Source organism: Enterobacter sp. CPE_E863, from assembly GCF_046521465.1.
Taxonomy (GTDB): domain Bacteria; phylum Pseudomonadota; class Gammaproteobacteria; order Enterobacterales; family Enterobacteriaceae; genus Enterobacter; species Enterobacter adelaidei.
In genome coordinates this window covers 4259034-4271830 of the sequence record NZ_JBKFZX010000001.1, presented here as the reverse complement: position 1 = coordinate 4271830, position 12797 = coordinate 4259034, and the positions used below count along the sequence as shown (strand labels likewise).

Sequence of the window (12797 nt, the reverse complement as noted above, 5' to 3'; positions counted from 1 at the left end):
ATTTGTGTTTCAAATTTGAACTGAGTTTATTTCTGTCCTGTTATGTGGGTGTTATTTTAAAGCCGCAGGTTAACCATAACCTTACAAAGCCTGTGGTTTTTCTTCCCAAGGACACCTTATGAAAACCTCTCTCTTTAAAAGTCTTTATTTCCAGGTCCTGACAGCCATCGCCATCGGTATTCTGCTGGGTCACTATTACCCTGAACTGGGCGCACAAATGAAACCGCTTGGCGACGCGTTCGTTAAGCTCATCAAAATGGTCATCGCCCCGGTGATTTTCTGTACGGTAGTGACGGGCATCGCTGGCATGGAAAGCATGAAGGCGGTGGGGCGTACCGGCGCTGTGGCACTTCTGTATTTCGAGGTGGTCAGTACCCTCGCGCTGATTATCGGTCTTATTATAGTTAACGTGGTGCAGCCAGGCGCGGGAATGAACGTTGACCCATCAACGCTGGATGCCAAAGCAGTCGCGGTTTATGCCGAGCAGGCGAAGGATCAGGGCGTTGTCGCCTTCCTGCTGGACGTAATACCTGGCAGCGTCATCGGCGCGTTCGCCAGCGGAAACATCCTGCAGGTGCTGCTGTTTGCGGTCATGTTTGGCTTTGCTCTGCACCGTCTTGGCAGTAAAGGTCAGCTTATTTTCAATGTGATTGAAAGCTTCTCGCAGGTGATCTTCGGCATCATCAATATGATCATGCGCCTGGCGCCGATTGGTGCTTTCGGTGCGATGGCCTTTACCATCGGTAAATATGGCGTCGGTACGCTGGTGCAGCTGGGTCAGCTGATTATCTGCTTCTATATCACCTGTATCCTTTTCGTGGTCGTGGTACTGGGTTCTATCGCCCGCGCGACAGGCTTCAGTATTTTCAAATTCATCCGCTACATCCGTGAAGAGCTGCTGATTGTTCTGGGGACTTCTTCTTCAGAATCGGCGCTGCCGCGTATGCTCGATAAGATGGAGAAACTGGGGTGCCGGAAATCGGTGGTCGGTCTGGTGATCCCGACGGGTTACTCCTTCAACCTTGATGGAACCTCGATATACCTGACGATGGCGGCTGTGTTTATCGCTCAGGCGACCAACAGTCATATGGATATTTTCCATCAGATTACCCTGCTGGTGGTGCTCCTGCTCTCTTCTAAAGGTGCGGCGGGCGTAACCGGCAGTGGCTTTATCGTGCTGGCAGCCACCATTTCCGCAGTGGGCCACCTGCCGGTGGCGGGTCTGGCATTGATTCTGGGTATTGACCGCTTCATGTCCGAGGCGCGTGCGTTAACCAACCTGGTGGGTAACGGCGTAGCCACGGTGGTCGTGGCGAAATGGGTGAAAGAGCTGGATCACAAAAAGCTCGACGACACTCTGAATAACCGTTCAACCGACAGCAAAAATCCTGGCTTAACCTCTTAAACTTGTCACAAATGCCCGTATTCCCTTGTCGGAATGCGGGCTCCTGCGCATAATAACTGTTCATACCTGTCATAATTCGACAAGATTTTTTTTGGGTATATTTCTCTTCGGACCGTGACGTTTTACCGAACGCGCGGTCTAATTGACGTATTTTCATCGTCATCTTTAAGAGTGAGGCGCGACGCGAGGCACTCTTTTTTAACCAGGAATGTTGATCAGGGGTTCACATGCAGGGCACAAAAATTCGACTCTTAACCGGCGGTTTGCTGATGATGGCAGCAGCCAGTTATGTGCAGGCAGATGCGCTCCAGCCAGACCCGGCCTGGCAACAAGGGACATTAGCGAACGGTTTTCAGTGGCAGGTTTTAGCCACCCCACAACGTCCCAGCGACCGTATTGAAATCCGTCTGTCCGTCAATACCGGCTCTCTCGCGGAGAGCACCCAGCAAACTGGGTTTAGCCACTTTATTCCCCGGCTGGCGCTCACTCAGAGCGGCAGTCTGCAAGCGGTTCAGGTGCGTTCTCTTTGGCAACAGGCCATCGATCCGAAACGCCCACTTCCTCCGGCTGTTGTCTCGTATGACTACACCATGTTTAACCTGAGCCTGCCAAATAACCGCAACGATTTGCTCAAAGAAGCCTTGACGTATCTCTCCGATGCCTCTGGCAATCTGGCGATTACGCCGGATACCGTTAACTATGCCCTGAGCAACAGTGACATGGTGGCGACCTGGCCTGTGGATACCAAAGAGGGCTGGTGGCGTTATCGCCTGAAAGGCTCCACGTTGCTTGGGCATGATCCGGCCGAACCATTGAAACAACCGGTGGATGCTGAACAGGTAAAATCGTTCTACCAGAAATGGTATACCCCGGATGCGATGACGCTGATCGTAGTGGGTAACGTGGACAGCCGCGCGGTGGTTGAGCAGATCAACAAAGCGTTTGGTGATTTGAAAGGCAAACGTGAAACGCCAGCACCTGTCCCGACGCTCTCTCCACTGCGTACAGAACCCGTCAGCATTATGACGGACACCGTCCGTCAGGACCGACTTTCCGTCATGTGGGATAACGCCTGGCAGCCAATTCGTGAGTCCGCGGCGCTGTTGCGCTACTGGCGTGCCGATCTGGCGCGTGAAGCGTTGTTCTGGCACGTTCAGCAGACGCTCAGTAAGAACAGTGTGAAGAATATCGGTCTTGGTTTTGACTGTCGTGTGCTGTTCCAGCGTGCACAGTGTGCCATTAACGTTGAATCGCCGGGCGATAAGCTGAATGCGAATCTGGGTGTGGTTGCGAAAGAGCTGGCGAAAGTGCGCAAAGAGGGTCTCTCTGAAGACGAGTTCAATGCTCTCGTGGCGCAGAAAAAACTCGAGCTGCAGAAGCTGTTTGCAACCTACGCTCGCGCCGATACCGATATCCTGATCAGCCAGCGTATTCGCTCCCTGCAAAATCAGGTGGTGGATATTGCACCAGAACAGTACCAGAAACTTCGCCAGGATTTCCTTAACGGTCTGACCGTCGATATGTTAAATCAGGACTTGCGTCAGCAGCTGTCGCAGGAAATGGCGTTGGTCCTGCTGCAGCCAAAAGGCGAGCCGGAATATGACATGAAGGAACTTCAGACGACCTGGGATTCCATTATGGCTACCGCGCCGCAGCCGGTGCAGGCCACCACGACTGATGATTTACATCAGGATGCGACGGATATACCGCAGGGGCAGTAATTAATACGTCAACACACCCTCTCCCTGTGGAGAGGGTGTCAGCCCGCGCCTTACTTAAACAGGCATCGCCTCACGCGGAATAATCGCCCCGCGATACTGAATCACGGTGCTGGCCGTCAGATGCCCACGCTGTGCCGCCGCTTCCGGGCTTCCGCCCGTCAAACGTACCGCCAGATAGCCCGCGCTGAATGAATCTCCCGCCGCGGTGGTATCAATCACTTTCTCTTTGGCAAGCTTCACCGCCGGGACGTCAACCACCGCTTCACCCGCAACTGCGACCAGGCATGAATCTGCGCCGCGCTTGATCACCACTTCGCTTACGCCAGCCGCCTGCGTACGCGCAATCACGTCTTCTACCGGTTTCTCACCCCAGAGGGCGTCTTCATCGTCGAGCGTCAGAAACGCGATGTCGGTGCACTGCAGCATCTGCTGATAGACCTGCTGCGTCTCTTCGCGGCTGTCCCACAGGCGCGGACGGTAGTTGTTATCGAAAATGACCTTCCCGCCGTTGGCGCGGCATTCGCGCAGCAGAGAAAGCAGCTTTTCACGGCTGGTGGGGCTCAGGATCGCCAGGCTGATCCCGCTCAGATAGAGATAATCAAACGTGGCCAGTTTTTCACAGATGGCCGCGGCTGCATCGCTCTCAAGCCAGAATTTGGCCGCGGCTTCGTTACGCCAGTAATAGAACGTACGCTCGCCGGTGCTGTCGGTTTCGATGTAGTAGAGCCCCGGGAGGCGGTTCTCCATACGCTGGATCAGCGAGGTTTCAACGTGTTCACTCTGCCAGGCGTCCAGCATTTGCTGGCTAAAATTATCCGTGCCCAGTGCAGTGACGTAGTTCACGGCGAGTGCCTCAGGTGCAACCTGACGGGCAATATAAACGGACGTGTTTAACGTATCGCCACCAAATCCGCGGCTGACTTCCGCGCCTTTTTGTGACAGCTCAATCATGCATTCGCCAATCACGGCAATTTTTTTGGACATAGTCGTGAACCTGAACAGAGTAATTATCGGTAGTTTGCGCTGAGTGAATTAACTGGTCAACTATATTAAAACAACGTTCCATTATTTTGTTTGAGCCAGCGCGTGTTCCTGTTCATTTCTGTCATCTTAATTTCATTTTCCCCGTGAATTGAACATAAAGTTCTCAATTGTTGCGCCGATAATCCTGTGACGAGTCCAGAAAGGCTATCCCAACAACAGGACATCTGAAATGAAGTCAGAGCAGGTTATCCAGCGGCTGAGCACTACGCCTGAGGCAAGTATTGAGAACTTGCAGGAGCATCGCTACTGGCTGCAATGTGAGCGCGCGTACACCTATCAGCCGATCTACCGGACTGATGGTCGGCTGATGGCAATTGAAATTTTGACCGTCGTCACGCATCCATCAAACCCTTCTCAGCGTATCGCACCGGATCGCTATTTTGCCGAAGTTGCCGTTCGCCAGCGCCTGGATGTGCTGGAAGAACAGCTCCGTATGCTGGCAACGAAGCAGGCCTTTTTCGAGCAGAATGATATCCTCGCCTCGGTGAACGTTGATGGCCCAACTCTGCTGGCGTTGCGTCAGAATGCGAAATTGCAGGAATTGATCGCCACCCTGCCATGGATGCGCTTTGAGCTGGTCGAGCATGTCCGACTGCCGCAGGACTCTTCGTTTGCTTCAATATGTGAGTATGGCCCGTTGTGGCTGGATGATTTTGGCACTGGCATGGCGAACTTTTCTGCCCTGAGTGAAGTGCATTATGACTACATTAAAGTGGCCCGCGAGCTGTTCATAATGCTGCGCCAGACCTCTGAAGGGCGGAATCTGTTTACGCTGTTATTACAGCTGATGAACCGCTATTGCCAGGGGGTGATTGTTGAAGGCGTGGAAACGCTGGAAGAGTGGCGTGATGTGCAAAACTCTCCTGCAGCGGCGGCGCAAGGCTATTTCCTCTCTCGCCCGGTCCCCATGGATCACCTCGATAACGTGATAACGACCCTCTGATAAGCCAGCTTCCCTTTGTCTGAACTATAGTTTTACAGGACAGGTCATCAGGAAAGGGGAAAACAATGACAAAAACAGCCAGGGTAATCTCCTGGGTAGCAGGGATTTTCTTGTTGTTGATCGTGGTTTTCGTCGTCATTGTTGCGACGTTTGACTGGAACCGTCTTAAGCCGACCATCAACCAGAAAGTCTCAACCGAGCTGAACCGCCCCTTCGCCATACGCGGTGATTTAGGGGTGGTTTGGGAACGTCAGAAAGAGGAGACCGGCTGGCGAAGCTGGATCCCCTGGCCACATGTTCACGCCGACGACATCATCCTCGGCAACCCGCCAGATATCCCGGATGTCACCATGGTGCATCTGCCCCGCGTTGAAGCCACACTGGCCCCGTTAGCGCTATTGTCCAAAACGGTCTATCTGCCGTGGATCAAGCTTCAGCAGCCCGACGCGCGGCTGATTCGCCTCTCTGAAAAAAACAACAACTGGACGTTCAACCTTGCCAGCGACAGCGAAAAAGATCCGAATGCCCAGCCTTCTTCCTGGTCATTCCGTCTGGATAATATTCTTTTCGATCGCGGGCGGATCGCCATCGACGATAAGGTCAGCAAAGCTGACGTGCAGATCCTGGTTGATCCGCTGGGCAAACCGCTTCCGTTTAGCGAAGTGACTGGCAGCAAAGCGAAAGGCGATAACGTCAACGTGGGTGATTACGCATTCGGCCTGACAGCAAAAGGACGCTATAACGACCAACCTCTCAGCGGTAAAGGGAAAATAGGCGGCATGCTGGCGCTCCGGAGCGAAGGCACACCGTTCCCGGTGCAGGCGGATTTCCGTTCCGGTAACACCCGCGTGGCGTTCGTGGGGACGGTCAACGATCCGATGAACATGGGGGGCGTCGATCTGCAGCTGAAGTTTGCCGGCGATTCGCTGGGCGAATTGTATCAGCTCACTGGCGTATTACTGCCGGATACGCCGCCGTTTGAGACCGACGGCCATCTGGTGGCGAAAATCGGCGCGAAAAAATCGTCGGTATTTGATTACCGGGGTTTCAACGGTCGTATTGGTGATAGCGATATTCACGGCTCACTGACTTACACCACCGGAAAACCGCGTCCGAAACTGGAAGGGGATGTCGAGTCCCGCCAGCTGCGTCTGGCCGACTTAGGCCCGCTGATAGGTATTGATTCCGGTAAAGGTACGAAGTCAAAAGAGGTGAAGAAAGACCTCCAGCCCGCGGGGAAAGTGCTGCCCTACGAACGCTTTGAGACCGACAAGTGGAATGCAATGGATGCGGATGTACGCTTCAAAGGCGGCAAAATTGAACACGGCAGCACGCTGCCGATCAGCAATCTTTCGACCCATATTCTCCTCCAGAATGCCGACCTGCGCCTGCAGCCGCTGAAGTTTGGCATGGCAGGCGGGACAATTTCCTCGAACATTCACCTGGAAGGCGATAAAAAGCCGATGCAGGGACGAGCCGATATTCAGGCCCGCAGACTTAAGCTGAAAGCGCTGATGCCGAACGTGGAGTTAATGCAGAAAACCCTCGGCGAAATGAACGGTGATGCCGACATTCGCGGGGTAGGGAATTCCGTGGCGGCGCTGCTGGGAAGCAGTAATGGCAATCTGAAGCTTCTGATGAACGACGGGCTGGTGAGCCGCAACCTGATGGAGATCCTGGGATTGAACGTCGGTAACTACGTTATCGGGCAAATCTTCGGTGACGACGAGGTGCGGGTGAACTGCGCGGCGGCCAATCTGGATCTGGTTAACGGCGTGGCACGCCCGCAGATTTTTGCCTTCGACACGGAAAATGCAGTCATTAACGTGACCGGTACTGCCAGCATGGCCTCCGAGCAGCTTGATTTGACGATCGATCCGGAAAGTAAGGGGATTCGTATCATCACCCTGCGCTCGCCGCTTTATGTGCGCGGCACCTTCAAAAACCCCCAGGCGGGTGTGAAGCCAGGGCCGTTGATTGCGCGCGGTGCGGTGGCTGCAGCCCTCGCGACGCTGGTTACCCCGGCTGCAGCGCTGCTGGCGTTGATATCGCCGTCAGAGGGCGAGGCGAATCAGTGTCGGACCATTTTGTCACAGATGAAGAAGTAGCTCCCTTTCTCCCTCTCCCTGTGGGAGAGGGTCGGGGTGAGGGCATCAGCCCGCAGTGAATTACAGGGACTGATGCTTAGTCTCGTGCGTCAGCAGCAGTGCAATCAGCGTCAGCGCTGCCATAGCTGCCAGATAGACACCGACATAGAACAGACCATAGTTTGCCTGTAACCAGGTCGCGATGTACGGCGCAACGGACGCGCCCAGAATGGAGGAGACGTTGTAAGAGAACGACGCGCCGGTATAACGCACTTCCGTCGGGAACAGCTCCGGCAGCAGCGCACCCATCGGGCCGAAGGTAAGCCCCATCAGGCTCAGGCCAATCAGCAGGTAGGCCATCACCAGCGCCGGACTACCGGAACCCAGCAGCGGCGGGAAGACGAACAGTGCAAACAGAATGATCAGCGTGGTGATCACAATCATGCTTGCGCGGCGACCAAATTTATCCGCCAGCAGACCCGCAATCGGTACCATCACACCAAACCCAATCACCGCCATCATCAGCATCCACAGCACTTCGTTACGCGGCAGACCCAGCCCAACCGGCGCGGCGGCGGTACTGAACGTCATGGAGTAAACGGTCATGATGTAGAACAGGGTATAAGTCGCCAGCATGATAAACGTGCCCAGGACGGTCACGCGGACGTGTTTGGTCAGCAGCGTGCCCAGCGGTACTTTCACCTGTTTTTTCTCGGCGGCAACTTTCGCGAAAACAGGGGTTTCATGCAAAGAAACGCGGACATACAGACCAATCAGCACCAGTACGGCAGAGAACACAAACGGGATACGCCAGCCCCAGCTCATGAACTGTTCATCTGTGAGCAGCCAGGAGAGCAGCAGGAACGTCCCGTTGGCAAAGAAGAAGCCAATGGGTGCGCCAAGCTGCGGGAATGAACCATACAGCGCACGTTTACGCGCCGGTGCGTTCTCGGTCGCCAGCAGCGCAGCGCCAGCAGAACCGGGGCCAGAATGCCGATAGTTTCGTAAGTTGGCAGCAGACCGATGGCCACGGTGGAGATCCCCATCGTCAGCAATGAGGCCACCAGGGTGACTTTACGCCCAATGCGATCGCCAAAATGCCCAAACAGGGCAGAGCCAATCGGACGGGCAACAAACGCGATAGCAAAGGTGGCCAGAGATTGTAGCGTGGCTGCCGTCGGGTCTCCCTGTGGGAAGAAAATATGCGGGAAGACGATGACCGCAGCGGTGGCATAAATGTAAAAGTCGAAGAACTCGATGGCGGTGCCAATCAGCGATGCGACGACAACTTTATTGCGCGAATTTACCGGAACGTTTTCTGCACCAGAGTCGAGTGTTGTGGCTGTTGCTTGCATAATATTTTCTTATTTTTTGTCGAACGAAAGGCCATATTACGCACAGCAAAAGCGACATTTCAATCTGTAACAAAGCTGTTGGCTGGTGATAAAAGCAACAAAAAGCGGATAATTTTCAGACCAGCCAAAACACGTCTATGAAATGCTTCACAGATTTTAAATATCAGTCAATTAAACTGGTTTTCGGTTAAATAAAAGTTACGGACTGGATTTATATGCTGAAATGATGAATCGGGCTGAGATTTCAGCCCGGGAGAGGTATTACCGATGCGTTTTCCCCGGCATCCTTGGGTCATCTTTGTACTGGGCGGTGGCAATCCACGCTGCGCAGAACAGCGTCAGGCGGGCGAAGAAGTAGAAGAACGCCATCAACCCCAGTACTGAACCAAACGCCGCGCCAGAAGGGGATTTAACCAGCGCCGGCAGGGTCCAGGTCATCACAATTTTGATCACCTCAAAGCCTATCGCCGCAATCAATGTTCCACGGATCAGCGCCTTCTTGCGCGGACGATGACGCGGCAGGCGCCAGAAGATCCAAAAGAACAGCAGGTAGTTAGCGAAGATGGAAATTGCCAGACCAATGCCGCGCCAGGCGGGTTTCAGCCACTCGATATAATCGAGATAAAGCGCGGAGATAATCATCTGCTGCGCGGAGCCAGCAACAGAGGTAATCGAGAGCGTGACGATGAGTGCGACAAGCAGGCCAATCAGCGAAACAAAGTCACGAATATACTTAATCCAGATTTTTTCCTGATCCTGAGGCTTACGCTCCCACACCTCGCGCGACTGGGCGCGAATGGCCTCGCGCAGGTTGCCCATCCAGTTAACGCCGGAGTAAAGGGCAATCAGCAAGCCAGCGATACCGACGGTGGTACGCTGTTGGACGGCAGTATTGATGGTGCTTTTGAGCGTACTGGCGAGAGTCGGATCGCTGACGTTATTCAGGATCTTAGCGAAGATATCCTGAAGCAGCGTTGGGTGCGACGCGAGCACGAAACCGGCCGCCGCAAACGACACCATCAGGATCGGGATCATCGACAGGAAGGAAAAATAGGTGATGGCGGCACCAAACTGGTTTCCCATGCGGTCATTGAAGCGTTCGGCCGCGCGTATCAGATGCGCCACCATGGGAAACTGCTGAATTCTTGCGGCGATACCGGTGACGGTTCCCAGCGCTTTGCTGGCGGTGCCTGGCGATTTGGCCTCTTCGGGCCCGGTTTCCATCTTTTTGATGGGATCGTAATCTAACTGTTGGGTGGGTCGTTGCGGGTTGTTTTCCTGCGTCACGCGTCTTTTCCTTTTCGTTTGGCTGGATGTGATTGAATTATAGCTTGTGGCTAATCTACGTAAGCTTTTGTGAGTTCGGTAAGCCACTCCATGAACAGATGTACCCGGCGGGAGAGGTTACGGCGATGGGGATAAATCAGAGAGACAGGCATCGGTTCGGCCCGGTATTGTGGGAGGATCTCAACCAGTTTCTTCGCGCGCAGTAAATCGCGCACGCCAACCCGCGGAACCTGAATAATGCCCAGCCCGGCGAGGCAGGCCGCCTGGTAAGTTTCCGTACTGTTGACGGTTAACACCCCGCCCGTTTTTATCCACTGCGTCGCACTGCCGCTATAAAACTCAAAGCCCTGCGGGCGGGTTCCCAGCATGGCGGCATAATGAATAACGGCGTGTGAGCCTAAATCGTCCAGCGTTTCCGGGTAGCCAAAACGCGCCAGATAATCCGGGCTGGCGCAGTTAATCACCGTCAGCTTGCCCAGCGGACGCGCGATAAGCCCTGAATCCTTCAGTGTACCGACGCGTACCACGCAATCAAACCCTTCACGGATCACATCCACCAGACGATCGCTGCTGCTGAGTTCCAGTTCGATACCGGGATAGTGCTGCAGAAAAGCAGGCAGTTTTGGTATGACTAAATTTCGCGCAACGGCGACGGGCATATCCACGCGTAACCGCCCGCTGATGCTGGAGGGGTCGTGCTGAAACATTCCGTCGAGTTCATCAAGGTTTGCCAGCAGATCTTTTGCCCGCTCGTAATAGACCATGCCGTCCTGCGTCAGGCTGACGCGACGCGTGGTGCGGTGCAACAGCTGGGTGCCAAGCCGGTTTTCCAGCGCCTGAATTTGCCGAGAAACGCTGCCTTTTGGCAGCGTTAATGTTTCTGCCGCGCGGGAAAAACTCTCCAGTTCCGCGACGCGGACAAACAACTGCATTGCGTGAATTTTATCCATAGACGAAGCTCATTGTTGTTGCGGTTGAAACAGTGAAGCGTTTTATCCCATCTTTATTGATTTTCTATCACCTAATAAGCTCTTTCTCAATCTCCATAACAGCCAAAACGAGGTTTATGATGACTGAACGTATCGCATTAGTGACGGGTGGTAGCCGTGGACTGGGTAAAAACGCGGCTTTAAAGCTGGCGGCAGAGGGGACGGGAATTATCCTGACATATCACCGCAGTGAGCAGGAAGCACAGGATGTTGTACGCGAAATTCAGGGAAAAGGTGTCAGAGCAGCAGCATTACAGCTCAACGTCGGGGATATCGCCAGTTTCGACCATTTTGCCCGGCAGCTTCAGGAAACCCTTAACACCGTCTGGCAGTGTGACACCTTTGATTATTTATTAAACAATGCCGGAACGGGGTTATACGCGCCCTATACCGACACAACGGAAGCTCAGTTTGATGAGGCGTTAAACATCCATTTCAAAGGGCCGTTTTTCCTGACACAGCGCCTGCTGCCATTGCTTAATGACGGGGGACGGATCCTCAATGTTTCCAGTGGACTGGCTCGTTTTACTCAGCCAGGTTCAGGGACCTATGCTGCCATGAAAGGGGCGATGGAAGTGCTGACCCGTTATCAGGCGAAAGAGTTGGGCGCGCGCGGGATCACCGTCAACATCATTGCTCCCGGCGCGATAGAAACGGACTTTGGCGGTGGACGCGTGCGTGACAACGCGCAGTTGAATCAGATGCTGGCTTCACAGACCGCCCTGGGTCGGGTGGGGCTACCGGATGATATTGGCGATGCCATTGCGGCCCTGCTTAGCGATAAACTGGGCTGGATGAACGCACAACGTATTGAAGTATCAGGCGGAATGTTCCTGTGATGCCTATTCTTAAGGGGAAGGAACCTCTTAAGGAAATCCTCAACATTAATGTGTCCAAATACTGACAGATATAAAGAAAACGGGGGGATTTGTAACGTCCCCATTCATTGAGTTTTTTCTTAAATAACGCCTCTGTAGAATCCCCCTTCGCTATTCTCAGAGGGGAAAAACGATGCGAGTGATCATGTTTGACAGGCAGTCAATATTTATTCATGGAGTGATACACAGTCTTCAGACGTTAATTCCAGAAATAAATATAACAGGAACCTGTCAGGCAGAAGATTTATGGGCTCAGGTGTCAGCGTCACCGTCTGCTATCGTCATGATTGACGGAAATTTAATTCAGGATGACGAGATCGCATGGCTGGAAGCGCTCATGACTCGCTTCCCGGCGATATCCGTGGTCATGGTGTTAGCGAAAAAAGAGGCCCGATGGGTTGAGCAGTTGTTGCAGCGAAACGTCATGGCCATTATTCCCCGCAAGGCGAGCCCAGAACGGTTTTCCGCCGTGCTGGATTCGGTGTCAAGAGGGATGGTCTGTTTTCCCGGAGAGTGGGTTAAACAGCCGTCGTCATCTCAGGCCTTATTATCTCTGAGCGAACGCCAGCGCGAAGTTCTGAAATTGCTGGCCGCGGGGGAATCGAATAAAGAGATTGGACGCAATCTCAACATCAGTGCGGCCACGGTAAAAGCGCATCTGGAAGCGCTTTTCCGTCGACTGGATGTTAAAAACAGAACGCAGGCGGCTATGTATTATACGCGAGCGACGGTCTGAAAAACCGCTTGCGGGAGCGAGGACGTCTCACCGAAGCTGAATAGCATTAGCACCAGTGCGTCATGCTGCTGTTGGGTTAAGGGCCGAGCCATATTTTCCCGCAGCATCCTCTCACATAACTGAATTTCCTTATGAAGCAAATATTCTGCCTCAGAAGGGGTGATCAGACCGTTAAATGTTTCCCGGTCGCGGATAACGTGGCCATAACCAATAACCCATAAGCCGTTTTCGTCACGATATTTCGCCAGTGAAAGTCCCTGATGGTTTTTTATTAGCGCAATGGCGGCATCCGATATTTTCAGTGCATGACCTTTCATATTTGTGTCCTCTTAATAGCGACACTGTAGAGGAA

Annotated in this window: 10 protein-coding genes and 1 pseudogene; 6 read left to right on the top strand and 5 right to left on the bottom strand. The window is 53.6% G+C overall.

Translation table 11 applies throughout. The features are described from left to right. The first annotated feature begins 118 nt into the window (after window positions 1–118). Both ACLHV8_RS21035 and ACLHV8_RS21030 read left to right on the top strand, forming a co-directional pair. A complete protein-coding gene (locus ACLHV8_RS21035; RefSeq protein WP_028018354.1) occupies window positions 119–1405 on the top strand; it encodes a dicarboxylate/amino acid:cation symporter in 1287 nt (428 codons plus the stop codon). A 227-nt stretch (window positions 1406–1632) separates the two neighbouring features. After that, window positions 1633–3126: a M16 family metallopeptidase gene (locus ACLHV8_RS21030; RefSeq protein WP_028018353.1), complete on the top strand. Its 1494-nt coding sequence runs from the start codon at window positions 1633–1635 to the stop codon at window positions 3124–3126. A gap of 54 nt (window positions 3127–3180) precedes the next feature. Here ACLHV8_RS21030 and ACLHV8_RS21025 read toward each other — a convergent pair whose 3' ends face one another. Next, window positions 3181–4110, bottom strand: coding sequence for a sugar kinase (locus tag ACLHV8_RS21025; RefSeq protein ID WP_208594513.1), 930 nt, complete (start codon window positions 4108–4110; stop codon window positions 3181–3183). 229 nt (window positions 4111–4339) lie between these two features. On the opposite strand from ACLHV8_RS21025, the gene pdeH reads away from it, so the two are divergent. Both pdeH and ACLHV8_RS21015 read left to right on the top strand, forming a co-directional pair. Next, the gene (gene pdeH / locus ACLHV8_RS21020; RefSeq protein ID WP_028018351.1) at window positions 4340–5113 is read left to right on the top strand and encodes a cyclic-guanylate-specific phosphodiesterase; all 774 of its coding nucleotides are present in this window, start codon (window positions 4340–4342) and stop codon (window positions 5111–5113) included. A 65-nt stretch (window positions 5114–5178) separates the two neighbouring features. Further along, window positions 5179–7221 (top strand): AsmA family protein, encoded by a 2043-nt coding sequence (locus ACLHV8_RS21015; protein ID WP_208594514.1) that lies wholly within the window; start codon window positions 5179–5181, stop codon window positions 7219–7221. Between the two features lie 60 nt (window positions 7222–7281). Here the strand turns inward: ACLHV8_RS21015 and ACLHV8_RS21010 are convergent. The 3 genes and pseudogenes from ACLHV8_RS21010 to ACLHV8_RS21000 form a co-directional block, all read right to left on the bottom strand. Then, window positions 7282–8555: pseudogene (locus ACLHV8_RS21010) on the bottom strand (MFS transporter). A 261-nt stretch (window positions 8556–8816) separates the two neighbouring features. After that, window positions 8817–9842 (bottom strand): inner membrane protein YhjD, encoded by a 1026-nt coding sequence (yhjD, locus tag ACLHV8_RS21005; protein ID WP_410377024.1) that lies wholly within the window; start codon window positions 9840–9842, stop codon window positions 8817–8819. A 50-nt stretch (window positions 9843–9892) separates the two neighbouring features. Continuing rightward, a complete protein-coding gene (locus ACLHV8_RS21000; protein ID WP_208594517.1) occupies window positions 9893–10792 on the bottom strand; it encodes a LysR family transcriptional regulator in 900 nt (299 codons plus the stop codon). 119 nt (window positions 10793–10911) lie between these two features. On the opposite strand from ACLHV8_RS21000, the gene ACLHV8_RS20995 reads away from it, so the two are divergent. Further along, window positions 10912–11670, top strand: a complete 759-nt coding sequence (locus ACLHV8_RS20995) for an SDR family NAD(P)-dependent oxidoreductase (RefSeq protein WP_208594555.1) — start codon at window positions 10912–10914, stop codon at window positions 11668–11670. A gap of 172 nt (window positions 11671–11842) precedes the next feature. Further along, window positions 11843–12445: a response regulator transcription factor gene (locus ACLHV8_RS20990; protein ID WP_028018345.1), complete on the top strand. Its 603-nt coding sequence runs from the start codon at window positions 11843–11845 to the stop codon at window positions 12443–12445. On the opposite strand, the gene ACLHV8_RS20985 is transcribed toward ACLHV8_RS20990, so the two are convergent. Then, entirely contained in the window at window positions 12424–12762 is a 339-nt protein-coding gene (locus ACLHV8_RS20985) for a lysozyme (RefSeq protein ID WP_208594518.1), read from the bottom strand. The genes ACLHV8_RS20990 and ACLHV8_RS20985 overlap by 22 nt on opposite strands. Window positions 12763–12797: the final 35 nt, after the last annotated feature.